The sequence below is a fragment of the Streptosporangium sp. NPDC001559 genome (assembly GCF_042893955.1).
GTDB lineage: Bacteria > Actinomycetota > Actinomycetes > Streptosporangiales > Streptosporangiaceae > Streptosporangium.
The window spans coordinates 293,293-317,643 of the sequence record NZ_JBIAVG010000006.1; the positions used below are offsets into that span (position 1 = coordinate 293,293).

Consider the following 24,351-nt stretch of genomic DNA (forward strand, 5'->3'; position numbering starts at 1 on the left):
CCTGACCCGGGCTCTCGACCCCCTGCTTGTCCCGAAATTTCCTGAAAAGTCCCAGGAAAGGGGCCTGGTTCGCGGGGACGGCTTCCCGGTTGTCTCGGGGTGGCCCGCGTCGCCCGTGGGTCCGCCGGTTTTCTCACCGGTCGTTAACGATCGGCTCAGGATCGCCCAAGGTCACCCGATGAGCCTGGGGGACATGAGAGATCCGAGTCGTCACCCATGGGAGGCAGCGTGAAGCAGATGTCCGCGTCCGTGCGCACCCGCCTGGTCGAGATCGTCGTCCCCGTGCACAACGAACAGCGGGTGCTCGCCGAGAGCGTGCGCCGCCTGCACGCCTACCTGTCGGGAAACCTTCCCTACGGCTTCCGCGTCACGATCGCGGACAACGCCAGCACCGACGCCACCTGGGAGATCGCCGTCGGCCTGGGCCGGGAACTGCCCCACGTGCACGTCGTGCACCTGGACGACAAGGGACGCGGGCGGGCGCTGCGCAGGGTGTGGTCGGCCAGCGACGCCGACGTGGTCGCCTACATGGACGTCGACCTCTCGACCGGCCTGGACGCCTTCCTGCCGCTGGTCGCCCCGCTGCTGTCCGGGCACAGCGACCTGGCCATCGGAACCCGGCTGTCCCGGGGAGCCAACGTCGTCAGGGGCCCCAAGCGGGAGATCATCTCGCGGACCTACAACCTGCTGCTGCGCTCGGCCATGGGAGCCCGCTTCTCCGACGCCCAGTGCGGCTTCAAGGCCGCCCGCACCGAGATCGTCCAGGCGTTGCTGCCCGCCGTCGAGGACGAGGAGTGGTTCTTCGACACCGAGTTGCTCCTGCTGGCCGAACGGCACGGCCTGCGCATCCACGAGGTGCCCGTCGACTGGACCGACGACCCCGACAGCCGGGTGGACATCCTCAGGACCGTCCTGGACGACCTCAGAGGGATGGCCAGGGTCACCCGCAAGACCCTGTCCGGCGCGGCCAGGATCCCGGTGCCGCCGAGGATCCAGCGAGCCCGGCTGCCCACCGGCATGGCCGGGCAGCTGCCCAGCTTCGCGGTGATCGGCGCGGTCAGCACCCTGGCCCACCTCGGGTTGTTCGTCCTGCTGCGGCTGCTGATGCCGGCGGTCGCGGCCAACGCCGTCGCCCTGCTCGTCACCGCCGTGGCCAACACCGCGGCCAACCGCCGCTTCACCTTCGGCGTCACCGGCCGCACCGGCGCGCTGCGCCACCAGTTCGAGGGCGGCGTCGCCTTCCTGGCCGGTCTGCTGCTGAGCACCGGCGGCCTGGCCCTGCTGCACCGCCTGGCGCCGGGCGCCCCGGCCGCGGCGGAGGTCACCGCCGTCGTCGCGGCCAACGCCCTGGCCACCCTGATCCGTTTCCTGCTGCTGCGCACCTGGGTCTTCAACCCGCGCCGCACGAGGAGGCCGGGCCGATGACCACCACGGGGAACGACTCACCCGTCATCGGCGACCCCGTCTCGGAGCCCCCGGTCCCGCCCGCGACCCGGACCGGGACGCTCCGCCGGATCCTCCTCGGCGCCCCCGGCGACCCCCCGTGGGCGCGTCCCGCCCTGTGGGCGGTCATGGCGCTGGCCGCCGTACTGCACCTGTGGGCGCTCGGCCGCAACGGCCACGCCAACTCCTACTACTCGGCGGCCGTGCTGTCCGGCACCCACAGCTGGAAGGCCTTCTTCTTCGGGGCACTGGACGCGGGGTCGTTCATCACCGTGGACAAGCCGCCCCTGGCGCTGTGGGTGATGGGGATCTCCGCGCGGATCCTCGGGTTCGGGACCTGGAGCCTGCTGCTGCCCCAGGCCGTCGCGGGCGTGGCCGCCGTCGGCGTGACGCACTCGGCCGTACGGCGGGCCCTGCCCGGTACGGCGGGCCACGCGGCCGCGCTGATCGCGGCGCTGGTGATGACGCTGACCCCGATCACCGTGGCGATCAACCGGGACAACAACCCCGACACCGTCCTGGTGCTGCTGCTGGTGCTGGCGGCCTGGTGCTGTCAGGAGGCGATCCGTACGGGCCGTACCCGCACCCTCGTCCTGTCGGCCGTGCTGGTCGGCCTGGCCTTCAACACCAAGATGCTCCAGGCCTACCTGGTGCTGCCCGCCTTCGCCCTCGTCTACCTCGCCACGGCCCCCGGCACGGTGCCGCGCCGCCTCGGCCGCCTGCTCGCCGCGGGCGCCGCGCTGGTGGTCTCCAGCGCCTGGTGGATGGTGGTCGTCGACCTGTGGCCCGCCGAGCGGCGCCCCTACATCGGCGGCAGCACGGACAACTCCGTCCGCGACCTGGTCGTCGGCTACAACGGCCTCGGCCGGATCCTCGGGCAGAACTTCGCCGGGGGAGGTTCGGGAGAGGGAGGCCCCGGGGGCGGCGGCTTCGGGGGAGCGGGCTTCGGCGGCGCGCCCGGGGCGGGCCGGCTGTTCAACGACATCATGGCCGGGCAGATCTCCTGGCTGCTGCCCTTCGCCGCCGTCGCCCTGGTCGCCGGGCTGGTGCTCACCGCACGGGCCTCCCCGTGCCCCGCCCGGGTGGCGCTGCCGCTGTGGGGCGGCTGGCTCGCGGTCCACTACGCGGTGTTCAGCTTCTCCGGCGGCACCTTCCACCCGTACTACTCCACCGCCATGGCCCCGGCGGTCGCGGCGCTGACCGGGCTGGGCGGGGTGCTGATGTGGCGCGCGGGCCGGACCCGGCGGGCCTGGGCCTGGGTGCTGCCCGCCGCCCTGGCCGTCACCGGGGCGTGGGCGTTCACGGTGCTGCGCCGTACACCGGACTTCGTGCCCTGGCTGGCCTGGGCGGTCGCCGGGGCGACGGCGGTCGCGGTGGCGGCCACGGCGCTGTCCGGAGCGCTGTCCGGGCCGAGGCCGGGACCCCGGCGGGGCCGCGCCCGGCTCCTGGCGGCGGCCGGCGTGGTCGCGGCGCTGTTCGCCGGGCTGGCGGGTCCCGCGGCGTACGCGCTGACCCCGCTCGGCTCTGCGGTCAACGGCACCAACCCCACCGCGGGGCCACAGGCCGGCGGGTTCGGCGGGACGCGGGCCGGTTTTCCGGGAGGGTTCCCCGGCGGCCGCCGGGGAGACCGTCCGGAGGGCCTCCCCGAGGGATTCCCCAAGGATCTTCCCGAGGGCCTTCCCGGTGGTTTCCCCGGCGGGCCGGGAGGTGGCATGAGCGAGAAGACGATCGCCTACCTGAGGAAGAACATGGGCGGCGCGACCTGGCTGGTCGCGGTGAGCAGCGCCCAGGGCGCCTCCTCGGCCATCCTGTCCACCGGCCTGCCGGTCATCGCCATGGGCGGCTTCGTCGGAAGCGACCCCGCCATGACGGTCGAGCGGCTCAAGGCGCTGGTGGCCTCGGGGGAACTGCGCCACGTCATCCCCGGCGGCGGCCGGGGCGGTCCCGACTCGGGCGGCTCCGAGGTCACCGCGTGGGTGAGCGCCAACTGCGCCGTCGTGGCCCCCGCCGAGTACGGCGGAGACACCCAGGACGGCCGGTCGCTCTACCGCTGCGGAGACTGACGACCTGGAACCGGGGCCTCTTGACTGGGCGGCCAGTCAAGTAGTACGGGGCCCCGGTGCCCGCTGCTGTAGTCTTGCGCAGTGCAGAGCGGAGGAGGGGCGCGCGGCAGCCGCGCGGACCAGGCCGACCAGCGCCGGGCCGAGCTTCTTGAGGCCGCCCGGCGGGTGGTGCTGGAGCGCGGGCTCGCCAGCACCCGCGTCGCGGACATCGCCAAGGCCACCAACGTGAGCGGCGGGCTGATCCACTATCACTTCGCCACCAAGGACGACCTCATCACCGAGATGCTCCGCAGCACCAGCGAGTCGGAGATCCAGCGGCTGAGAGAGATCGCGGCGGAGCGGGGCGGCGCCGTCGAGCGGCTCGACCGGGTCCTGCGTTTCTACATCCCGGCCTCCCGCTCCGACCAGAGCTGGATCCTCTGGCTCGACGCCTGGGCCGTCGGGGTGCGCGAGGCGCACGTCAGGACCATCCTGCTGGAGCTTGAGGGCGCCTGGATCGAGATCCTCGCCGAGGTGATCTCACAGGGGGCCGAGACGGGCGAGTTCACCTGTGACGACCCCCAGGGGGCGGCCGAGCGGATCGACGGGATGCTCGACGGCCTGGTGGTCCGCTACACCCTGCACGCGGGCGGCATGTCCCGGAGCAGGTTGCTGCACCACGCCAGGGTCGCCGCCGCCCGCGAGGTCGGCCTGAGCCCCGCGGTCTTCGAGGAGCAGTCTCCCGCTCCCGAGGACTGACCCCTCACCTCCCTCGTCCTCGCCTCAGCCGAGGACCGGGTAGTTGGCGCGCAGCACGCCACGGGGGTCACGGGCCCGCTTGACGTCCCGCAGCCGGGCCAGGACGTCGCCGGGGAAGGCCGCCGCCGCGCGCTCCCCGACCCCCAGGAAGGTGTACGGCTTGCGCCCGCTGGTGTGCGGCACGAACTTCCCGGCGATCTCCTTGAGCCGGGTCTCCACGGCGGCCGTGGCCTCGGGGCCCGGGGTGACGCCGAACATGTAGAGCGAGTAGGGCTCCGTCAGATGGCCGCAGGCGCCGCCGCCGGGCACGGGACGGGCGAGCGCGCCGCCCAGGTGCCGGACCTGCAGGCTGACCAGCGGGGCGATGGGCTCCGACAGCAGCGCCCCGGCCACGGCGTCGTCCAGGCCGGTCAGCAGCTCCGCGTGCCCGAGGGCGGGCGCGGGGTCGGACGGCTCTTCGCAGACGTTCCCCAGGGCGGCGACGGGCAGCGGCCCCCGCGTGTCGGAGACCGCCCCGCCGATCGCCTCGAAACGGCGCAGCAGGTCGCGCCCCTCGGCCGCCTCCCCCAGGAAGGTGGTGTCGATCGTCACCATCGACCTGCCGCGCAGGTGATCGGGCAGGAAGTCGAACGGGGGGAAGTTCAGCAGTGTGAACCAGACGGAGAGCTCCTCGGGGGCCGAGGCGGTGACCTCCCGGAAGGCGGCGAGCACCTCGCCCGCCCGCTCGGCGGGCCACATCAGACGCCCGCCGTACAGGTGGGGAGCGGGGTGCAGACCGAACTCGACGGCCGTCACCAGCGCGAAGTCACCGCCGCCGCCGCGCAGGGCCCAGAACAGCTCGGGGTCGGAGTCCGCGTCCACCCGGAACGCCTCCCCTTCGGCGTCCACGACGTCGAGGGCACGGACGGAGTCGGCGGCGTGCCCGTGACGGCGGCTGAACCAGCTCAGCCCGCCGCCCAGGGTGTAGCCGACCACGCTGGGCGCCGTGGAACTGCCCGCGAGACCGGTCAGGCCGTACGGGCTCACGGCGGAGAGCGCCTCGCTCCACCGCACGCCGGCCCCGACCCGGGCCAGCCGCTCCTCGGGTCGCACCTCGACACCGCCGAGCGCGCCGGTGCGCAGCAGGATCACTCCCTCGACGTCGCCGGTCGCGCCGTGGCCGCTCGGCTGGGCGGAGACCGAGAGCCCGGCCAGCCGGGCGTAGCGGACCAGGGCGCCCACGTCGGCGGCGTCCCGCGCCTCGACCACGGCCAGGACGGGCTGGTCCACGGCCAGGTTCCACGCGGCCCTGGCCCGGTCGAAGCCCTCCTCGCCCGAGGCGAGCACCCGCCCCCTGACCGCGCGCCGCAGGTCGTTCCCGATTGTCATGATCTATCCCTTCGGTCGATGCCTCGACTCTGGCGTGACCGATTTGGAGACGACTTGGGGTTGGTTTGAGGTCGACCGCAAACGGGAGTTCGCCATTTGGCCGGTTACGGACAGTTCCGTGGCGTGACGCCGGGAAGACGGGGAGTGGGCCATGCTTGTGCCGCCGGTCGGGACGGCCCCGCCGGGACGATCTCGAAGGGGAGGCGGGAGTGGACGCCCTGCGGAGACTGCGGATCAGGGGAACGCTGTCGGCGCTGGTGATCCTGGCCGCGGGGGCCACCGCGACCGCGACCGCGGCCGACACCCGGGCGGACGGGCGTGCCTGCGAGCCGTGGACCCTGTGCCTCCAGGCGCCCGCCGTACCGTCCGCCGTGACTCCCGGGCCCGCGGGTCACCGGTCGTGGACGATCGGCGACATCACCGGCGACAGATGGTGCCTGTACGCGCACCCGCGGGGGCGGACGGACCTCGTGGGAATCCTCGGCGGCCGCGAGGGCAACCTCGAACGCTGGATCAGGAACAGGGGAGCCAGGGCGCCAGGACCCTGCTGACGGGGCGCCGACCAGGTCCGGAGACCGGGGGAGGGGTCAGGCGGGCAGCGCGGCGAGCAGGAAGGCGAGCCGGGCGGCGGCGTCCTCGATGTTGTCGGCGCTGCCGAGCCGGTAACCCCACGAGGTGATGAACCCGCCGTCCTGGGAGCAGGTCACGGTCTCGGTCAGGGTGCTGCTGAAACGGTTGCGCACCGAGACGTAGGCGGGGTCGTCGAACGAGACCCGCTGCACGGCCAGATCGGCGTGCTGCCGCGCCGCAGCGGCGAACTTCTCAAGGCAAGACAGCGTGTCCAGCATCGTGCATCACCTCCGTCTCGACAGAGAATTGCACGATCTTGGGAGGTTAATCAAGCAATTGCGGATACTAATCCCGAGATTGTCTTGCGAAATCCTCCAATACCTTGACGATCACCGCTCTGGCGTCCTCTCTGAAGGCCGCGACCTGGTGGAACTCCTCGAAGCTGTGCTCGTAGAACGCGATGTCCTCGGGGTCGCGCAGGATCAGGTCTCGGGTCCTGGTCGGCACCGCCACCTGCCCCCTGTCGTAGATCCAGAAGCCGTTGATCGGGGCCGCGGGCAGCGGGGCCTCGAAGGGCAGGACGCCGAACTCCACGTTCGGCAGCGCGGTGACCGCGAGCAGCCGGTCGAGCTGGCCGCACATCACCTCCGGCGGCGCCAGGCGGTAGCGCAGCGCGGCCTCGGACATGAGGAACCGGAACGTCCTGCTCGGGTCGTAGAGGATCTCCTGGCGCCGCATCCGCACCCTGATGGCGGCGTCGACCTCGTCGGGCGCGTTGTACAGGCGTTTGATCCTGGTGAAGACGCTGCGGGCGTACTCGGTCGTCTGCAGCAGGCCGATGATCACGCCGGGCTCGACCACCCGGAACGTCTGGGTCCGCGACTCCAGGTCGCGGATGTCCTCCTGGAGCGTGGCCAGGCCGGTACGGTGCCGCTGCCGCCAGGAGTCCTGACGTTCCAGCAGGACGCAGGCCTGCTCGATCAGCTCCTCGACGACCTCGGGGGTGGCCTCGACGGCCTGGCCCCAGAGGGTGACGTCGTCCTCGGTGGCGGTCTGCCGCGCGTTCTCGATGCGGGAGACCTTGGACGGCTGCCACCTCAACCGTTCGGCCAGCTCCTTGCCGGACAGCTGCGCGGCCTCGCGCAGCTGCCTGAGCCGGGCGCCCAGCTCGGTGCGGACCTGCTGGAACTCGCTCACCCGATCTCCTCCGCGGATCGCGGGGGGCGGGGCGCCCGCGCGCCCACCGGCTCGCCCGTTCCGCGCGCCCGTCGAATCTCCCGCATGGTTCGCACGAGGGTAGACCGAGCGCGCGGATCGTGCCATAGCCGTCTCCCCAATCGTGATCAATATGTGTGGGAACGTCCGGCGAGCGGCCTCCTGGCTCCGTCTCCCAGGGCGCGGCGCGGGCCGGAGAGGGTCGGAAAGCGCGAACGCATGACTGATTCCTTCCCCAATCCAGCACCTTCGGACAATTGCGCGCAATCCTAGACTTCGGAAGGTTGCATGAGGGTTTCAAATCCCGAAATATCCATATTTCATGAAATATGGGACTAATTGGACTTTTGGCGCGCGACCGCCGTACGGCTCAGGATCGCTCGGGCACCCAGGAGGGGGCACGCTTCTGCATGAAGGCCGTGATCCCCTCCTGCCCCTCGGCGGAGGTGAACCGCTGCGCCGACAGCTCGGTCATGCGCCGCGTCCCCTCCTCGAAGGACAGCGCGGGCACCTCGCGCACCAGCCGCTTGGTGAGCGCCAGCGCCTCAGGGCCGCCGCGCAGCAGCATCCCGGCGTAGTGGGCGACCGTCTCGTCGAGCAGTTCCTCGGGCACCGCCCTGGTCAGCAGGCCTATCTCCTGCGCCCTGGCCGCGTCGAAGGTCTCACCCGTCAGGAAGTACTCGGCCGCGGCCCTGGGGTCGAGCCTGCGCAGCACGGTCACCGAGATCATCGCCGGGACCACGCCGAGCCGTACCTCGGTGAACGCGAACGACGCCGTGTCGGGGGCGATCGCGAAGTCGCAGGCCGCGACCAGGCCGAGACCCCCGGCGCGGGCGGTGCCGTTCAACCGGCAGACGACCGGTTTCCGGCTCTCCCAGATCAGGCGCATGATCTCCGGGAACGAGGCGGTCACCGGGGCCCCGGGCGCGCCGCCGGGCTCGGTCCGCTGCTCCTTCAGGTCCGCGCCCGCGCAGAAGACCGGCCCCGTCCCGGTGAGCACGACGACCCGCACCTCCTCGTCGGCGAGCGCCTGGGTGAGCCGGTCCTCCAGGTCGCCGAGAAGCCGCACGGACAGCGCGTTCCGGTTGCGCGGGGAGTCCAGGGTGATCGTGGCGATCCCGCCGGACACCTCCTTGCGCACCAGGCGCTCCGTCGGCCGGTCCGTGTCGGTGTTCATCCACGCTCCTTGGTCGCTCCCGGCCCCGGTTCGGCGCCGACGCGCAGAACGGTACCCGGCGCGGCCCGGGGCGAGGCGGGCGGGACTCCTGTCAGCCGCAGTGACTCCAGCCGCTCTTCCAGGTCGCCGTGCCGTACGTGCCGCCCCAGATGACGCACTTCTTGACGGCGGCGATCCGCACCGGGCCCGCGTAGGCGGTGAAACTGCCCGGGTTCGCGCCGGACGCTCCCCCCTTCACCTGGAGGATCGCGTTCATCTTGATCTTCCCGGGGACCATGTACCTCGACATGGTGACGACGCAGTTCTTGCCCGCCGCGGAGTTGTAGAGCAGGTAGACGGTCGCGGCGCCGATCCCCCTTGAGTCGATCACCTTGTAGCCGGAGCCGCAGACACCGGTCGCGGTGTAGATGTTCGGGGTCGGCTTGGGCGTCGGCTTCGGGGTGGGTTTCGGCGTCGGCTTGATCGTGGGCTTGGGCGTCGGCTTCGGCGTCGGTTTCACCGTCGGCTTGGGCGTCGGCTTCACCGTGGGTTTCACGGTGGGGGCGACGGTCGGTTCGACGGTGGGCTTGACCGTGGGTTTCGGTGTGGGCTTCTGTGTGGGTTTGGGGGTGGGGTCCGGGGTCGGCTTCACGCTGGGCTCACGGGTCGCCCGAGGCGGGCCGGACGGCTGCCGGGACCGGTCGGTGCCGGGCTTCGCGGTGAGGCGGCCGACGGGCTCGGTGCTCCTGCGCTGCCGCGGGCGGGGCGTCGCGGACGTCCAGGCGGAGGGCGGGTCGGCGGGGGAGAGCACGGGGTCCGGCGACGGCGACCGCACCGTGACGGGCGGGGAGACCGCGGCCCGCGTGCTCGCGGCACCCCAGTCGCCCTGCAGCACCACGACGGCGCCCGCCGTCGCGCCGAAGACGACGATCGCGGCGGTTCCGGCGAGCAGCATCCCGGAGGGGCGCCGCCGGACCGGTGGAGCCACGGGAGCGGGAGCGGGGGCCGGGGCTGCGGGCGCGGCGTTCCTGACCGGGGAGGGGACCGTGGCCCCCATCAGATGACCGACCAGCTCCTCGGCGGTCGGGCGCGCCGCAGGGTCCTTCGACAGGGAGGCGGCGACCAGCTCGCGCAGATGCCCCTCAAGACCGCCCAGGTCGGGTTCGACGGTCAGGATGCGGTTCATCACCACGGCGATGGAGTCGGCGCCGAACGCGGGCCGCCCGGTCGCGGCGAAGACCATCGTGACGCCCCAGGCGAACACGTCGGCCGCCGCCGTCACCTCACCCCCGCCGAGCTGCTCGGGAGCGAGGTAGGAGGGCGTCCCCATCGTCGTCCCCGTCGCGGTGGTCCCCGGCGAGTCCAGTGCCCTGGCGATGCCGAAGTCGATCACCACGGGGCCCTCGGGTCCCATCAGCACGTTGGCGGGCTTGAAGTCCCGGTGCAGGATGCCCGCCCGGTGGATGGCCGAAAGGGCGGTGGCCGTGCTGACCGCCAGGCGTTCGAGCGCCGCGCCCCGCCTGGGGCCCTCCCGGTCGACGAGCTGGCGCAGGGAGGGGCCGGGCACGTACTCGCTCACGATGTACGGCTGGCTGCCCGCGAGGTCGGCGTGGAGCACCGGGGCGGTGCAGAACCTCGCCACCCGCCGGGCGACGGAGACCTCGCGCAGGAAGCGCGTCCTGGCCTCGGGGTCGGTGGCGAGCCCGTGGTGGAGAAGCTTGACGGCCACCTGCTCGCCCGCGGGCCCCCTGCCCAGATAGACGACGCCCTGGCCTCCTTCGCCGAGCCTGCCGGTCAGCTCGAACGGCCCGAGCCGCGGAGGATCCCCCGACGTGAGCGGCTGTACCACGATGCCCCCCGACAAACACCTACGAATTGGGTTATGTGGTGCAGAACGCTACCAGCGTGGGCCGTGGTCCGGATGGTGCACCGGAGACGCCCCTCAGATGGCCTTGCCGGGATTGAGGATGCCGAGCGGGTCGAAGACCCGCTTGATCCCGTGGTGGACCTCCTCGGTCACGGGCCCCGCCTCCAGGGCGAGCCAGCGCCGTTTCAGCAGCCCGACCCCGTGCTCGCCGGTCAGCGTGCCGCCCATCCCGAGCGCCTCCCTGAAGACCTCGTCGGCCGCCGCCCACACCTGGGGCGGCGGTTCCGCCAGGCCGCGGTCGAAGACGAAGACGGGGTGCAGGTTGCCGTCGCCCGCGTGCGCGACCGTGGCGATCAGCACCCCGTGCCTGGCCGCGATGGCCTCGATCTTCTCGATCATGTACGGCAGCGCGGAGCGGGGCACGCACACGTCCTCGACCAGGCACTTGCCGAGCCGTTCCTTGGCCTGGTAGGCGAGCCTCCTGACCCCGACCAGCTCCTCGGCCTCCCGCTCGGAGGAGGAGACCGCGACGAAGGGCGAGCCGTTCTCCGCGCACAGCCGGGCCATCCGCTCGGCGACCGAGGGGCCGTCCGCGGCGTCGGACTGCGCGATCAGCATCGCCTGGGTGCCGGCCTCGAGCCCGATGTTGCGCCAGTCGTCGATGGCCTTGAGCGTCGTGCGGTCGAGCATCTCAAGCAGCGAGGGCTGGCACCCCGCCGCGATGATCGCCGCGACCGCGGCGGCCGCGTCCCTGAGCGAGGTGAACTCGGCCGCGATCGTCGCCGGATAGACGGCCGGAGCCCGGCGCAGCCGCACGGTGGCCGAGGTGATCACTCCGAGTGTCCCCTCGGAGCCGATGAACAGGCCGGTCAGGTCGTAGCCCGTCACCCCCTTGACCGTGCGCCTGCCGGTCTCCAGGACCCGCCCGTCCGCCAGGACGACCTCCAGGCCGAGCGCCGAGTCGCGGGTCACGCCGTACTTCACGCACCGCAGGCCGCCCGCGTTCGTGGCCAGGTTGCCGCCGATCGTGGAGATCTCGTGGGAGGAGGGGTCGGGCGCGTACATCAGCCCGTGCGCCCTGGCGGCCCTGTCCAGGTCCGCGGTGATCACGCCGGGCTCGACCACGGCGATCTCGTCGGCGGGCGAGAGCTCCCTGATCGCCGTCATCCTGTGCAGCGTCAGGACGACGCAGCCCTCGACCGACGTCGCTCCGCCCGCCAGGCCGCTGCCCGCGCCCCTGGGCACGACGGGCACCCGGTGCTCCGTGGCCCACCTGAGCGTGGCCACCACGTCCTGCCTGGTCTCGGCCGGCACGACGGCCAGCGGCCTGCCCGGTTCGAGGAAGGTCCTGTCCCGCGCGTAGGAGTCCGTGACGTCAGGGTCCGTCAGGACCTTCTCCGGCGAGAGGGCGGCGACGAGTTCGGAGATAACGCTCACAGGGGGACTGTACGGGGCCCGGCCAGAGGGGGGACCACACGGGATGTCACGTGATGATGCGGGCGAGGCTCGGTGAGGGTTCTGCCAAATGTGGTGACGTGACGGCCAGGTGAGGAGAAGTCTCGGTTCGTACGGCTGTCGCCCAACCGAAGGGAGCCTCGCTGTGACGACTGTGCAACAGCGGGCCGCGGCCGAGCCCGTCCGCGCGGGGAAGGTGGTCGTCTCGTGGCTGACGTCGACGGACCACAAGGTCATCGGAGACCTCTACATCATCACCGCGTTCGTGTTCTTCCTGATCGGCGGCGTGATGGCCCTGGTCATCCGGGCCGAGCTGGCGCATCCCGGGTTGCAGCTCGTCAACACCGTCCAGTACAACGCGCTGTTCACCATGCACGGCACGCTGATGCTGCTGTTCTTCGCCACCCCGCTGTTCGCCGGGTTCGCGAACGTGATCATGCCGTTGCAGATCGGCGCGCCGGACGTGGCCTTTCCCAGGCTCAACATGGTCAGCTACTGGCTGTTCCTGTTCGGCGGGATCATCGCGCTCGGCGGGTTCGCCACCAACGGCGGAGCGGCCGACTTCGGCTGGACGGGCTACACCCCCCTGTCGGTCGCGACCTTCTCCGGGCAGGTGGGCGGTGACCTGTGGATCGTCGGCCTGGTGCTGTCGGGCCTCGGGACGATTCTCGGCTCCGTCAACTTCATCACCACGATCATCTGCATGCGCGCTCCCGGCATGACGATGTTCCGCATGCCGCTGTTCACCTGGAACGTGCTGCTCACCGGCCTGCTGGTGCTGATCGCCTTCCCGGTGCTGGCCGCCGCGCTGCTGGCGCTCGAGGCCGACCGCAAGCTCGGCGCGCACATCTACGACGCCGCGACCGGTGGGCCGATGATCTGGCAGCACCTGTTCTGGTTCTTCGGCCATCCCGAGGTGTACATCATCGCGCTGCCGTTCTTCGGCATCGTCACCGAGGTGATCCCGGTCTTCAGCCGCAAGCCGCTGTTCGGCTACATCGGCCTGGTCGGCGCGACCATCGCCATCGCGGGGCTGTCCGTCACGGTCTGGGCGCACCACATGTTCGCCACCGGCCGGGTGCTGCTGCCGTTCTTCTCCTTCATGACGTTCCTCATCGCGGTCCCGACGGGGGTGAAGTTCTTCAACTGGGTGGGCACGATGTGGCGGGGACACCTGACCTTCGAGTCGCCCATGCTGTTCTCGGTCGGCTTCCTGGTGACCTTCCTCCTGGGCGGTCTGACCGGAATCATCCTGGCCTCCCCGCCGCTGGACTTCCAGGTCACCGACTCCTACTTCGTGGTGGCCCACTTCCACTACGTCGTCTTCGGCACCGTGGTCTTCGCGATGTTCGCGGGCTTCTACTTCTGGTGGCCGAAGATGACGGGCCGGATGCTCAACGACACGCTGGGGAAGATCCACTTCTGGCTGTTGTTCATCGGCTTCCACGCGACCTTCCTGGTGCAGCACTGGCTCGGCGCGGCGGGCTTCCCGCGCCGGTACGCCGACTACAGCCCGGCGGACGGCTTCACCTTCCTGAACCTGGTCTCCTCGGTCGGCGCCCTCATCCTGGGCGTCTCCACGCTGCCGTTCCTCTACAACGTCTGGTGGACCGCCAGGAACGCGCCGAAGGTGACCGTGGACGACCCCTGGGGATTCGGCAACTCGCTGGAGTGGACGACCTCCTGCCCGCCGCCGCGGCACAACTTCACCTCGCTGCCGCGCATCAGGTCCGAGCGTCCCGCGTTCGACCTCAAGTACCCCAGGGTCGAGGCACAGCCGCGCCAGCTCGATCCGACCGCCCCCGGCGAGGAGGTCTGAACCGGGGCCGCCGGAGAGCGAGCCACCGGATTCCCGACTCGGGGTCGTCGGCGGGCCCGGGGAGCCGTGGGAGCGGTTCCCCGAGGCCCGCCCTCCGGCTTTCACCGCGCTGACCTGCTGTGAAAGCGCTGTCAACAGAAAAATAGTGGAAATCATCACCATTTCCTGTGAAGTGATGATTCATTACAGTTTTACAACATCATTCAGCGGCTTTACTCCTGCTTTACCTTCTCGTCTAACGTCCCGCTCGGTGCGTACATAAGGCGCATCTGGGACGTTCGCGCCCGGCGAACCCGGGCAGGGAGGGTAAGCGTTGTCCAGCAAAGGCAGGGGTGCTCGAAGGCGCCTGCTCGCGATAGTGCCCGTCGTGGGCCTGGCCGCTGCGGGACTGGCGGCGGGAGGAGTGTCGGCTCAGGCGGACACCACGGTGGACACCACGGTCGCGAGTTATCAGCCGACCGCAGCCGACTACTACATCAACTACGCCACACCCAGGGACGAGCCCGAGGTGCAGGACCCGGCCGCGCCGAACTCCAAGGAGCGCCGGATCAGCCCGACAAGGCAGATCGCCCACAAGTATTCCGAGGGTAACCCCGCCGCGGCACGCGTTCTGGCCGCGCGCGAGGCGGAGGCGATCAGGACCGGCATCAACCCCGCCGACTTCCTGTTCAAGAAGGCCAAGGTCGCCAAGCAGGCCAAACTCCTCACCGTCCTGGTGGAGTTCAACGACAAGGCCAACGACGACTTCTCGGGCTTCAAGCGCCCGCCGAACGTCAACGACGACGACCCGGCGAACTGCGTCACCGAGCCGGCGGGCACCCTGCTCAACGGCCCGCTGCATAACAAGATTCCCGACCCGGCGTCCTTGGCACACAAGGACAACAACAGTTTCTGGGTGCCTGATTTCAGCCCGGACCACTTCAACAAGATGCTTTACAGCAAGGAAGGCATCACCAAGAGGGTCCGTACCGACCTGACCGACCCCCGGGACGGTCGCAAGGGCATCAACATCGCCGGCTCCACGATGCGGAACATGTACGAGGAGCTGTCCAAGGGCGCTTACACGGTCACCGGACAGGCCACCCCGTGGGTCAAGGTCCCGCACTCCGAGGCCTACTACGGCGCCCGCGCCTGCGGCAAGGAAGCGCAGGACATGAGCGGCCACCCGAGCAACCCGCTCGGCCCCGGCCAGCTCGCGATCGACGCGGTCGACACCCTGGCCGCCTCCAACCCGAACTTCCCGTGGGCGGACTACGACGTCGAGGACGTCGCCGACTCCGACGGTGACGGCAACTTCGCCGAGCCGGACGGCGTGGTCGACCACCTCGTCCTGGTCCACGCGGGCAAGGACAAGTCCTCCGACGGCGGCGCCGAGGGCACCTACGCGATCTGGGCGCACTCCAGCGCCGTCGCGGGTGGCTACAAGGTCCCCGGCAAGGACGTGAAGATCTCCAACTACATCGTCCAGCCCGAGGACTCCGGCGTCGGCGTCTTCGCCCACGAGTACGGTCACGACCTCGGTCTGCCCGACCTCTACGACACCACGGGCAACGCCTCCTCGGCCGTCGACTTCTGGGACCTCATGTCGGCCGGCTCGCACAGCGGCCCGATCTTCCAGTCGATGCCGACCCACATGGGTCTGTGGGACAAGTGGATCCTCGGCTGGGCCAACCCCAAGGTCTTCAACCCCGGTGACCGCAGCCGCGTCGTGACCGTCGGTCAGTCCTCGCGCACGCCCAAGTTCACCGAGGACGGCGTCCGGGTGAACCTGGCCAGCGCGCCGCTGAAGATGGTCGAGCCGCACAGCGGCACCAAGATGTGGTGGTCCAACCTCGACCAGGAGTGGGCCGACGTCAAGCTCACCCGCGACATCCAGGTGCCCGCCGGCACGGACGTGAAGTTCCGGCTCTGGAACAACTACGAGATCGAGGAGGACTGGGACTTCGGCTTCATCGAGGTCTCCACGGACAACGGCGCCACCTGGAGCCAGCAGAAGGTCTACACCGAGGGCGGCGCCCTGGTCTCCACCGGTGACGACTACCCGGACCCGAACAAGAACCTCTCCAAGTTCAACAACAGGAAGTACGCCCTCACCGGCAACACCAACGGCTGGCGGCACGACTACGTCGACCTGGCCCCCTACGCGGGCAAGACGGTCAAGCTCAGGCTCGTCTACAACACCGACGCCGCCTTCACCCCGCGCAGCTGGCACGCCGACGACTTCTCGCTGACCAACGGCGCCCAGACCGTCTGGAGCGACGACGTCGAGGGCGGCAACCAGGGCTGGACGGCCAGTGGTGGCACCTACACCAACACCCACGGCCAGGGCTGGGGCATCAACGACGGCTTCCGTGAGGTCTCCCGGTTCTACCTCGCCGAGTGGCGTAACTTCGACGGCTTCGACAAGGGCCTGCAGTACACCTACACCACCGACTACTCGCGTGACGGCGCGTGGAAGGTGGAGAAGGTCAAGTACAACGCCCCCGGCCTGCTCGTCTGGTACCGCGACTCGACCTACACCAACAACGTCCTGAGCAACAACCTCGAGCTGTCGCCGAGCATCGGCTCCAAGGGCAGCCTGCTCCTGGCCGACTCCCACTTCGACCCGCTGCGGCGGACCGGCGTGGCCGCGACCAAGGACCCGACGATCCTGAAGAACATGCAGGGACGCGTGCAGAGCTCCAACGCGGCCTTCACCTTCGGCAAGACCTACCCGTTCAAGGAGTGCATCGAGGGGCCGAACGAGCCCTTCAGCGAGTACTGCACCAACACCGGCGCGCTGCCCGGTGTGCGCGAGTTCACCGACGCCAAGACCTGGTACCCCGGGTTCGAACTGCGTGACGGCAGCCTGTACTACCGTGACTTCGACGCCTCGGTGGTCGTCCCCTCCAAGGGCGACCAGCAGTACAGCACCCGGGTGGTCAACCCCGACGGCACCCCCGCGACCGACGTGTACGGCGTCGACCTGGGCAACGGCAACGTCCTGGGCAGCGGTAACCCCGGTGACGAGGGCAAGGCTCTGGGCGTGAAGTTCAAGCTGCTCGCCCCGCTCCCCGGCAACCTCGGTGTCCTCCTCCAGGTGACCCCGCCCAAGAAGTGACCCGGCGCGTCCCCGTCCGGGCTCGCCCGGGCGGGGACGACCCCGGCACACAGTGAGACACCAGGACGCCCGGCCGGACATCTCCGGCCGGGCGTCCGCCGTACCAGGCCACGGGCGGAGCCCCACGATCCGGCGGGCCCTACGATCTGACGGGAAGGCAGTGGACCGGAAGGGGCAGCGTGGGCGAGTTACGAGGCAAGGCAGAGCACACCGAGGCCATCAGGACCGGGCGCAGGGTCTGCGTGGTGGTCAACACCCACTCGCGCCGGGGCCGCCGCCTCTACCCCCGGGTGGTCGCCACGCTGCGCGCCGAGGGCTTCGAGCCGATCCGCACCTTCGCCGTGGTCGACCCCCGCCGCCTGCGCGCCACCCTGGACACGGCCCTGGCCGAACGGCCGGACCTGCTCATCGTCGGCGGCGGGGACGGCACGCTCAGCGCCGCCGTCAAGCACGTCGCGCACCGGGACGTGGCCCTGGGCGTGCTGCCGCTCGGCACGACCAACAACTTCGCCCGCAGCCTCGGCCTGCCCCTCGACCTGCCGGGCGCGATCAGGGTTTTCCGTACCGGCAAGGTCGCCGACATCGACCTGGGCGTCGCGGGTGACAGGGAGTTCGCCAACCTGGCCAGCTTCGGCGTCTCCGTCGAGGTCGCGGGCACCGTGAGGCCCTGGCTCAAACGTCTGCTCGGGCGGGCCGCCTACCCGCTCACCGCGCTGACGATCCTGCCCCGCCACCGGCCCTTCCGCGCCTTCATCACGGCCGACGGCCGCCGCCACGAACTGCTCACCCACCAGCTCAACATCGCCAACGGCCGTTTCCACGGCGGCTGGCAGGTGGCCAGGGACATCAGCATCGACAACGGCAGGCTCGTGGCCTACCAGCTCGGTTCGGGCAAACGGCTGAGGCTGCTGGTGGAGACCCTGGTACGGGCGACGACCGGCCGCTGGCGCAGCCTCGCGGGCGGCCCCTTCGTCGTCGGTCAGGAGATGTACCTGGAGACCGACCCGCCGCTGGCGGCCGACGTCGACGGCGAGGTGCGCCTGATGACCCCGATCACGATCAGGACCGTTCCCAACGGCCTGCGCGTGATGGTCACGGACGACTTCGTCGACTCCTGACGCGCGGCGCCGTACGGAGGCGGGGCTAGCGGCGGGAGGACCGCAGGAAGCGGTTGCGCAGCCTGCCGAGCAGCATCGGCTCCCGCGCGGGGGGAAGCCCCTCCCGTGCCCTGCGCAGGCCGTCGAGGGCCTCGGCGGCCGAGGGGCGCCCGGCGGAGGAGGGATCGCGCATCCGGCGCAGCAGCTCCATCACCTCGGCGGGCACGCCGGGACGCGCCTGGCCCACGGCGTCCGAACCCGGCGCGGGCAGCCCGCCGGTCAGCAGCTGGAAGGAGATCACCCCCGCCGCGTACACGTCGGCGGCGGCGGTCATCCGCTCCGGCCTGGCCTGACACTCGGGGGCGACGTAGTGGGTGTCGAGCACGTTGGGCAGCTCGTTGGCCACCGTGTGCGGGCGCGGACCGGGTTTGGCGTAGTCGAACCCGGTCAGCATGGCCCTGCCGTCCTCGGTGACCAGGACGCGGGCGGGACTGAGCGCCCGGTGGATGACGTTGTTGGCGTGGACGTGGGCCAGCCCGAGCAACATGTCCTCGACCACGTCGAGCTCGGCCTCGACCGACGGCCGCCTGCCCGACCGGGACATGTACAGATGCAGCGCCTGGCCGTGCACGTCGTCCAGGACCAGTACGAACCGGCTCTCGTCGTCGATCGCGAAGAAGTCACGCGAGCGCACGACGCACGGGTGCGGGGGGATGCGGGTGAGCGACTGGTAGGCGTTGGCGATCAGCCGCCGTTCGGCCGCCCTGGGCTCCTCCTCGGCCAGCGGGTCGGCACGGTAGACCCGCAGCAGGACCGTCTCGCTGCCCGGCAGCGTCGCGTTGATCGCCCGGTACTCGGTGGTCCGGTTGTCTCCGCCGAGCTGCTCCTCGACCTCCCAGTTGCCGAAGCGCGGCGGCGAGGTCGACCGCCGCACGCTGCCGTTCAGCGCCTCGATCACCGCCGTGCGGTACGGCCTGGCGTCCGGGGTGTAGCCCCGCCTGACCCGGGAGACGTCGCTCAGCATGGCGACCAGCCCCGCCAGGTCGGTGACGTGCCGCGCGTCACGGCCCGCCGGGTCGACGAGTTCGGCGTCGGCGCCCGTCAGCACGACGACGCTGTCGACGTAGACCCGCTCGAGCTCCCGGTGGCTCTGGGTGAGAAGGCCCTTCAGCGCCCGCCCGTTGCCGCGCAGCTTGGCCACGGGGGAGCCGAAGGCGTCCCGCCGCGCGGGGAACCACCGCGTCCCGGCCACCTCGATCCTGCCCCGGGTGCCCTTGACGTCGATGACACAGAGCGAGTGGCCGGTCACGACGATCAGGTCGACCTCGAAGGCGTCGTCGCCCCGGGGCACCTCGATGTTGTGCAGCAGCAGCCAGTCGTCCGGCGCGTTGTCCCGCAGATGCGCGATGACCCGCCGCTCCGCGTCGTTGACCGGGCGCCCGCCACCGACGATCTGTGCCATCTCTAGCGTGCCGCCCTTCTTCTCTGTACTTGAAGTAGGGCAAGGGTCTCATGATCTCGCCTGTCACTACTTTTCGCCACTCCGCGAAAGTAGGCTCGGCGGACGTGGAGCCCATGGAGATCACCGCCGGAGCGTTACACCTGCGTCCGTGGAACCTGTCGGAGGCCGACGCCGCGGCGGCCGCGCTGGCCCTGCGAGATCCACGGATCCGCCGCTGGGCGACCGGCCTGCCCGAGGGAGCCGACGAGCGGGCCTGGCTCGCCCAGCGCGCGCTCGGCTGGTCCGACGGCTCGGAGGCCTCCTTCGCCGTCACTGGCGCGACGACCGGCGAGGTGCTCGGCCACATCAGGGTCAGGATCGGCACCGGCGCGGACGGCGGCCACGGGGAGGTCGGCTACTGGGTGCTGCCCTCCGCCAGGGGCCTCGGCGTGGCCACCCAGGCGCTGGGCGTCGTCGGCCGCTGGGCGTTCGGCTTCCTCGGCCTCTCCCGCCTCGACCTGCGGCACGCCACGGGCAACGCCGCCTCGTGCCGGGTCGCGGTCAAGGGCGGGTTCGCCCTGACCAGGCTCCTGTCGGAGCCCTCGTGGGTCGAGGAGGAGGGGATGGAGGAGTTCCACCTGCACACCCTGACCCCCGGAGACACCCCCTGACCCGGGCCGTGCGGCGGGGCGCTCAGCGGCCGTGCCGCGGGCTGACCAGGCCGGTCTCGTAGGCCAGGGCGACCACCTGGGCGCGGCTCGACAACCCGAGCTTGGTCATCGTCCGGTTCAGGTGGGTCTTGACCGTCGCCTCGCTCACCTGCAGCTCGTCGGCGATCTCCCCGTTCGACAGCGCCCTGCCGACCAGGCGCAGCACCTCCGTCTCCCTGGCGGTGAGCGTGTCGAGCCCCGTCCACGAGATGAGCGCGGTGTCCTTCTCCCTGGTGTAGGCCTCGACCAGGCGGCGCGTCACGGTCGGCGCGAACAGCATGTCCCCGGCGGCGATGGTGCGCACCGCCGCGATCAGCCGCTCGGGAGGGGTGTCCTTGAGCAGGAAGCCGGACGCCCCGGCCCGCAGCGCGTCGTAGACGTACTCGTCGAGGTCGAAGGTCGTCAGGATCAGCACCTTCGGCTGGGCCGGGCCCGTCGTGGCCAGGATGCGCTCGGTCGCCGCGATGCCGTTCAGGTCGGGCATCCGCACGTCCATCAGGATCACGTCCGGACGGGTCGAGCCCGCCATGGCGACGGCCTCCCGCCCGCCGGAGGCCTCCCCGGCGACCTCCAGGTCGGGGGTGGCCCGGATCAACGCCGCGAACCCGGCCCGCACCAGGATCTGGTCGTCGACGACCAGTACCTTGATCATTGGTCTCCTCGCTCCTGAGGGGCTGAGAGCGGCAACGTCACCGTGACCTCGAACCCGCCCCCCGGCAGCGGTCCCGCGCGCATCTCGCCCCCGTAGAGCCTGACCCGTTCGCGCATCCCGATCAACCCGAGGCCGCCCCCCTCGTCCCCCTGCGGGACGGCGCCGTCGTCGGTGACCGTGATGATCAGCTCCTCGCAGTCGTAGCGCAGCCGTACCGAGGCCTGGGCGGGCAGCGCGTGCTTGATGACGTTGGTCAGGCTCTCCTGGACCACCCGGTAGGCGCACAGCTCGACCCCGGGGTTCAGCCGCCGCGCCTTGCCCGACACGTCGAGGGCGACCTCGACCCCGGCGGCGCTGACACGCTCGACGAGCTGACCGAGCTGGGGCAGGCCGGGGGTCGGGTCGTAGACGCCGTCGATGCCCGGCCGCCGGTCGACCCTGAGCACCGCCAGCAGCCGCCGCATCTCCTCAAGGGCCTCGTGGCTGGTGTCGGCGACCGTGGCCAGCGCCGTCCTGGCCGTCCCCGGGTCGCTGGCGAACACGTAACGGGCCAGCCCCGCCTGCACCGAGATCACCGACATGTGGTGGGCCACGATGTCGTGCAGCTCCCTGGCGATGCGCACCCGCTCCTCGGTGACCGCGCGCCTCGCCCGTGCCTCCTGCTCGTATCCGAGCCGTTCGGAGAGGTCGGCCAGGCGCCTGTTGCGGTCGGCGAGCCTGCGGGTGCCGAGGCCGAGCGTCCAGGCCGTCAGGACGATCAGCACGCTCTGCGCCAGGTTCAGCGCCGCCATGTCCTTCGACGCCGCGAGTGAGGACCACCACCAGACCGAGGCCGCGGCCAGGACCCCGGCGACCCCGGCCGCGAGCGAGCGCCGTACGGTCACGGTGTAGAGCGTCAGCAGGACGGAGAAGTTGTTCACGTTCGGCTGGTAGCCCAGACTGTGGTGCCACAGGGACGCGGCGACGCACAGCAGGAGCGCGGTCATGGGCGCGTGCCGCCGTACGGCGACGGGGAGGTTGGCCGCGCAGGTCAGCAGGATCGCGACCGTGTCGGGGCGCAACCAGGTGCCGCTCTGGTCCTTGACGGCCCACACCAGGGTGATCCCGGTGAGCGCGACGGCCAGCAGGGTGTCGACGATGCGCGGATCGACCTCGCCCACCCGCCGCGCGAGTGCCGTCACTGTTGCCCGCATGCGCGGCATGCTAGCCAGGCGCGGACCGTCCTCTCATCGAGCCGGTGGATGAGTGACCGTACCGCGGAAGTTGTACGGCCGCGCCGCGCCTACCGCACGGGTCACGGTCGCATCCGCCCGCGGGCCGATGTGGACCGGGTCTCGCGCGGCTTACGGTAAGTCCGCTGTGGGATGACGGCCTCGTTGTCAGGGGCCGTCTGACGTGGGTTCCGCCGGCGGCTCCGGCGTCCACGGCCGGCGCCCCGGAGCTCTCCACCCGGGGCGCCGGCCGTGGGCGGGCCCTCGAAGGCGTGCACGGGGGCGGCTTTCGAGGCCACGGGCCGGTGCGGCCGGTGTGGCCCGCGCCGTGACGCGCCGGGAAAGGGCGCGCGTGGCCGTGGGAAAGGACGGGCAACGGCCCGATCAATCGTCGGTGACCTGGGGTTTGCCGTCCCGCCACAGGGTAGGCGCCTTCTCCTGTAGGGAGGAGGAACGCCATGATCGGCAATCCCAAGGACACACTGTCGACCGCCGAGCTGATCCGGCGGATGTCACAGGAGGTCTCCCGCCTCGTCAGGGACGAGCTTCGCCTGGCGAAGCTGGAGTTCGCGGAGAAGGGCAGGCACGCCGGGCTCGGGGCGGGGCTGTTCGGCGGGGCCGGTGTGGTGGCCCTGTACGGCGGCGGCTGCCTGGTGGCCGCGGTGATCCTGCTTCTCGCCCTGGTGATGCCCGCCTGGGTCGCCGCCGCCGTCGTGGGCGTCGTGCTGCTGGCCGTGGCCGCCGTTCTGGGGCTCCTCGGCAAGCGGCAGGTGTCCGAGGCCGTTCCACCCGCTCCCGAGCTGACCATCGAGAGCCTCAGGGAGGACATCGGCATGGTGAAGGAGAGTGCGCACCGATGAGCGAGAGCGACAACGGAAGGCCGAAGGACGAGATCTGGGACGCGGGCACGGTCGGCGCCCACAGACAGCGGGTCGGCGCCCCGGTGGCCCCCGACGAGAGGATGTCGCTGAACGTTCCGCCCAAACAGCCGGGCGGGACCCCCTCCTCCGCGTCCACGGGTGAGGGGGGCGACGGCACGCCCAGCCTCGTCGAGGGGGACGGGGGCACCGGACAGCCCACAGCCGTCCGCCGATCCCCGGAGAAGGCCACAGAGAAGGCCACAGAGAGGGCCGCAGGGACTCCGGCGCGGGTTCCGGAGAGGTCTCCGGAGAAGGCCCACGGGAAGGAGACGGGCGAGGCCGGGGGAACGAGCCGGGAGTCCGTACGGCGGGACATCGAGCGGGACCGCCGCGAGCTGGGGGAGACCGTGGAGGCACTGGTGCGCAAGACCGACGTGCGGGGGCGCGTGCACGAGACGGCCGCCCAGGTCGGCGACGAGCTGCGCCGGGCGGGCGCGGCGACCGCGGCCACCGCGACCGGGGTCGTCGAGCGGGTCAGGCGGACCACCCCGGCCGACGTGCGGCGGGCCGCCGACGAGGTCACCACGCGGGCGGCCAGGCGTCCCGTCGCGGCCGCGGCCGTGGCGACCGTCACGGCGGCCCTCGGCCTGGTCGTGTTCCGCCTGCTGAGGCACGGCCGGAGGAGGTAGAACGCTCCACAGGCCCGCCGCCCGGGACCCGGTGATGTTTTGGGATGGGCGGATTCGGGGGGCGGCGGGGTAATCTGGCCGTTTCCGGGTGGGCGGCGGACCCCCTCCTTTCCGCCCGCCCGGTATCCGAGGGATCGGTGACTCCCCGCTGAACCGTTCCGGCCGTCCATACGTAGTGATCGGTGCGGGAGGTCTTGTCCGCCGCGACGCGGCCGCGGCCTCCCGATGCGGCGCCTCCCGAGTCCGGAGCGGGGATCGCCGCAGGCACGGACCCCCTCTCCGGCCGATCCCCCAGGAGGACTCATGCGCCGAGCTCTCGGCCTCACCGCGGGCCTCGCCCTCGTCGCGGTCGCCCTGTCACCCATCGTCCCCGCGCAGGCGGCGACCTGCGCCAGCACGGTGAAGAAGTGCGAACGGGACCCCCTCGTCAAGATCAAGCTCAAGGCCAAGGGGACCCCGCGCGTCCACCAGGGCGGGCGCGTCACCTACACCCTCGACTACTCCATGACCTGGATGGAGTCCTTCGCCCCCTACTGGGCCTCCTTCTGGGTCGGCGGCACCCTCCCCAAGGGCGCGAAGGCCCCGCGCACGGCCACTCTCGTGGACCCGTCGGGCAGGAAGGTGGTCACCTTCCCCTGCCACAAGTACCGTGACGGCCTGTGGTGCGAGGTTCCCAGCGACGTCTCCAAGCCGGTTCCGCACCAGGGCAGGATCGTCCTGAGCACCACCCTCGCCCGCCACGGCGGCAGGACGGCGGTGGCCAGGCTGGGCTTCGACAGCGTCGACGGCCTCGGCCAGAAGGACTTCGAGCGGCACTACGGCCGCGCCACCGCGCGTGACCGGTTCTGCTCCTTCCGTTTCAGCAAGACCGTCGTCACGAAGGTGCGTTCCTGACGC

20 protein-coding genes are annotated in these 24,351 nt (G+C 71.3%); 11 read left to right on the forward strand and 9 right to left on the reverse strand.

Annotation, left to right across the window (positions count from 1 at the left end; translation table 11 throughout):
* Window positions 1–237: 237 nt before the first annotated feature.
* The 3 genes from ACFYY8_RS16425 (at window position 238) to ACFYY8_RS16435 (ending at window position 4,244) form a co-directional block, all read left to right on the forward strand.
* Complete coding sequence (locus tag ACFYY8_RS16425; RefSeq protein WP_390041659.1) at window positions 238–1,425, forward strand: glycosyltransferase; 1,188 nt, start codon at window positions 238–240, stop codon at window positions 1,423–1,425.
* Window positions 1,422–3,506, forward strand: a complete 2,085-nt coding sequence (locus ACFYY8_RS16430; protein ID WP_390041446.1) for an ArnT family glycosyltransferase — start codon at window positions 1,422–1,424, stop codon at window positions 3,504–3,506. Before ACFYY8_RS16425 ends, ACFYY8_RS16430 begins: the two co-directional genes overlap by 4 nt.
* An 81-nt stretch (window positions 3,507–3,587) precedes the next feature.
* On the forward strand, window positions 3,588–4,244 hold the full coding sequence (locus tag ACFYY8_RS16435) for a TetR family transcriptional regulator C-terminal domain-containing protein (protein ID WP_352011561.1): 657 nt from the start codon (window positions 3,588–3,590) through the stop codon (window positions 4,242–4,244).
* A gap of 24 nt (window positions 4,245–4,268) precedes the next feature.
* Here the strand turns inward: ACFYY8_RS16435 and ACFYY8_RS16440 are convergent, their stop codons facing one another.
* Window positions 4,269–5,612 (reverse strand): FAD-binding oxidoreductase, encoded by a 1,344-nt coding sequence (locus ACFYY8_RS16440; RefSeq protein ID WP_390041448.1) that lies wholly within the window; start codon window positions 5,610–5,612, stop codon window positions 4,269–4,271.
* Between the two features lie 209 nt (window positions 5,613–5,821).
* Between ACFYY8_RS16440 and ACFYY8_RS16445 the strand changes: the two genes are divergently transcribed.
* Window positions 5,822–6,163, forward strand: coding sequence for a hypothetical protein (locus ACFYY8_RS16445; RefSeq protein ID WP_390041450.1), 342 nt, complete (start codon window positions 5,822–5,824; stop codon window positions 6,161–6,163).
* A gap of 36 nt (window positions 6,164–6,199) precedes the next feature.
* Here ACFYY8_RS16445 and ACFYY8_RS16450 read toward each other — a convergent pair whose 3' ends face one another.
* The 5 genes from ACFYY8_RS16450 to ACFYY8_RS16470 form a co-directional block, all read right to left on the reverse strand.
* Window positions 6,200–6,460, reverse strand: a complete 261-nt coding sequence (locus ACFYY8_RS16450; protein ID WP_352011564.1) for a hypothetical protein — start codon at window positions 6,458–6,460, stop codon at window positions 6,200–6,202.
* Between the two features lie 67 nt (window positions 6,461–6,527).
* Window positions 6,528–7,379 carry a helix-turn-helix domain-containing protein gene (locus ACFYY8_RS16455; protein ID WP_390041452.1) on the reverse strand — a complete coding sequence of 284 codons (852 nt, stop codon included), beginning with the start codon at window positions 7,377–7,379 and terminating at the stop codon, window positions 6,528–6,530.
* A gap of 388 nt (window positions 7,380–7,767) precedes the next feature.
* Window positions 7,768–8,574: an enoyl-CoA hydratase family protein gene (locus ACFYY8_RS16460; RefSeq protein ID WP_390041454.1), complete on the reverse strand. Its 807-nt coding sequence runs from the start codon at window positions 8,572–8,574 to the stop codon at window positions 7,768–7,770.
* A 91-nt stretch (window positions 8,575–8,665) separates the two neighbouring features.
* Window positions 8,666–10,402: a serine/threonine protein kinase gene (locus ACFYY8_RS16465; RefSeq protein ID WP_390041456.1), complete on the reverse strand. Its 1,737-nt coding sequence runs from the start codon at window positions 10,400–10,402 to the stop codon at window positions 8,666–8,668.
* A gap of 93 nt (window positions 10,403–10,495) precedes the next feature.
* Window positions 10,496–11,857: an FAD-binding oxidoreductase gene (locus ACFYY8_RS16470; RefSeq protein ID WP_390041458.1), complete on the reverse strand. Its 1,362-nt coding sequence runs from the start codon at window positions 11,855–11,857 to the stop codon at window positions 10,496–10,498.
* 163 nt (window positions 11,858–12,020) lie between these two features.
* On the opposite strand from ACFYY8_RS16470, the gene ctaD reads away from it, so the two are divergent.
* The 3 genes from ctaD (at window position 12,021) to ACFYY8_RS16485 (ending at window position 17,912) form a co-directional block, all read left to right on the forward strand.
* Window positions 12,021–13,694 carry a cytochrome c oxidase subunit I gene (gene ctaD, locus ACFYY8_RS16475; protein ID WP_390041460.1) on the forward strand — a complete coding sequence of 558 codons (1,674 nt, stop codon included), beginning with the start codon at window positions 12,021–12,023 and terminating at the stop codon, window positions 13,692–13,694.
* 367 nt (window positions 13,695–14,061) lie between these two features.
* The gene (locus ACFYY8_RS16480; RefSeq protein ID WP_390041462.1) at window positions 14,062–16,794 is read left to right on the forward strand and encodes an immune inhibitor A domain-containing protein; all 2,733 of its coding nucleotides are present in this window, start codon (window positions 14,062–14,064) and stop codon (window positions 16,792–16,794) included.
* Window positions 16,795–16,973: 179 nt separating this feature from the next.
* Window positions 16,974–17,912 (forward strand): diacylglycerol/lipid kinase family protein, encoded by a 939-nt coding sequence (locus ACFYY8_RS16485; RefSeq protein ID WP_390041464.1) that lies wholly within the window; start codon window positions 16,974–16,976, stop codon window positions 17,910–17,912.
* A gap of 25 nt (window positions 17,913–17,937) precedes the next feature.
* On the opposite strand, the gene ACFYY8_RS16490 is transcribed toward ACFYY8_RS16485, so the two are convergent.
* Window positions 17,938–19,353: an NERD domain-containing protein kinase family protein gene (locus ACFYY8_RS16490; protein ID WP_390041466.1), complete on the reverse strand. Its 1,416-nt coding sequence runs from the start codon at window positions 19,351–19,353 to the stop codon at window positions 17,938–17,940.
* Between the two features lie 113 nt (window positions 19,354–19,466).
* Here ACFYY8_RS16490 and ACFYY8_RS16495 point away from each other — a divergent pair, with 113 nt between their 5' ends.
* Window positions 19,467–20,003 (forward strand): GNAT family N-acetyltransferase, encoded by a 537-nt coding sequence (locus ACFYY8_RS16495; protein WP_390041661.1) that lies wholly within the window; start codon window positions 19,467–19,469, stop codon window positions 20,001–20,003.
* Window positions 20,004–20,025: 22 nt separating this feature from the next.
* Here the strand turns inward: ACFYY8_RS16495 and ACFYY8_RS16500 are convergent, their stop codons facing one another.
* Together ACFYY8_RS16500 and ACFYY8_RS16505 are read right to left on the reverse strand one after the other, a co-directional pair.
* Entirely contained in the window at window positions 20,026–20,694 is a 669-nt protein-coding gene (locus ACFYY8_RS16500; RefSeq protein ID WP_390041468.1) for a response regulator, read from the reverse strand.
* Window positions 20,691–21,887 carry a sensor histidine kinase gene (locus ACFYY8_RS16505; RefSeq protein ID WP_390041470.1) on the reverse strand — a complete coding sequence of 399 codons (1,197 nt, stop codon included), beginning with the start codon at window positions 21,885–21,887 and terminating at the stop codon, window positions 20,691–20,693. Before ACFYY8_RS16505 ends, ACFYY8_RS16500 begins: the two co-directional genes overlap by 4 nt.
* Before the next feature lie 476 nt (window positions 21,888–22,363).
* On the opposite strand from ACFYY8_RS16505, the gene ACFYY8_RS16510 reads away from it, so the two are divergent.
* The 3 genes from ACFYY8_RS16510 to ACFYY8_RS16520 all read left to right on the forward strand — a co-directional run bounded on the left by ACFYY8_RS16510 (window position 22,364) and on the right by ACFYY8_RS16520 (window position 24,348).
* A complete protein-coding gene (locus ACFYY8_RS16510; protein ID WP_352011575.1) occupies window positions 22,364–22,765 on the forward strand; it encodes a phage holin family protein in 402 nt (133 codons plus the stop codon).
* Window positions 22,762–23,454: a DUF3618 domain-containing protein gene (locus tag ACFYY8_RS16515; RefSeq protein WP_390041473.1), complete on the forward strand. Its 693-nt coding sequence runs from the start codon at window positions 22,762–22,764 to the stop codon at window positions 23,452–23,454. The genes ACFYY8_RS16510 and ACFYY8_RS16515 overlap by 4 nt, the downstream gene beginning before the upstream one ends.
* A gap of 303 nt (window positions 23,455–23,757) precedes the next feature.
* Window positions 23,758–24,348: a hypothetical protein gene (locus ACFYY8_RS16520; protein ID WP_390041475.1), complete on the forward strand. Its 591-nt coding sequence runs from the start codon at window positions 23,758–23,760 to the stop codon at window positions 24,346–24,348.
* The last annotated feature ends 3 nt before the right edge of the window (window positions 24,349–24,351 follow it).

What these genes read in the sequence shown, in the direction of transcription:
- ACFYY8_RS16425 (WP_390041659.1), top strand. Translation starts at nt 238, where the DNA reads ATGTCCGCGTCCGTGCGCACCCGCCTGGTCGAGATCGTCGTCCCCGTG.
- ACFYY8_RS16430 (WP_390041446.1), top strand. Translation starts at nt 1,422, where the DNA reads ATGACCACCACGGGGAACGACTCACCCGTCATCGGCGACCCCGTCTCG.
- ACFYY8_RS16440 (WP_390041448.1), bottom strand. Translation starts at nt 5,612, where the DNA reads ATGACAATCGGGAACGACCTGCGGCGCGCGGTCAGGGGGCGGGTGCTC.
- ACFYY8_RS16450 (WP_352011564.1), bottom strand. Translation starts at nt 6,460, where the DNA reads ATGCTGGACACGCTGTCTTGCCTTGAGAAGTTCGCCGCTGCGGCGCGG.
- ACFYY8_RS16460 (WP_390041454.1), bottom strand. Translation starts at nt 8,574, where the DNA reads ATGAACACCGACACGGACCGGCCGACGGAGCGCCTGGTGCGCAAGGAG.
- ACFYY8_RS16490 (WP_390041466.1), bottom strand. Translation starts at nt 19,353, where the DNA reads ATGGCACAGATCGTCGGTGGCGGGCGCCCGGTCAACGACGCGGAGCGG.
- ACFYY8_RS16495 (WP_390041661.1), top strand. Translation starts at nt 19,467, where the DNA reads ATGGAGATCACCGCCGGAGCGTTACACCTGCGTCCGTGGAACCTGTCG.
- ACFYY8_RS16500 (WP_390041468.1), bottom strand. Translation starts at nt 20,694, where the DNA reads ATGATCAAGGTACTGGTCGTCGACGACCAGATCCTGGTGCGGGCCGGG.
- ACFYY8_RS16505 (WP_390041470.1), bottom strand. Translation starts at nt 21,887, where the DNA reads ATGCGGGCAACAGTGACGGCACTCGCGCGGCGGGTGGGCGAGGTCGAT.
- ACFYY8_RS16510 (WP_352011575.1), top strand. Translation starts at nt 22,364, where the DNA reads ATGATCGGCAATCCCAAGGACACACTGTCGACCGCCGAGCTGATCCGG.
- ACFYY8_RS16515 (WP_390041473.1), top strand. Translation starts at nt 22,762, where the DNA reads ATGAGCGAGAGCGACAACGGAAGGCCGAAGGACGAGATCTGGGACGCG.
- ACFYY8_RS16520 (WP_390041475.1), top strand. Translation starts at nt 23,758, where the DNA reads ATGCGCCGAGCTCTCGGCCTCACCGCGGGCCTCGCCCTCGTCGCGGTC.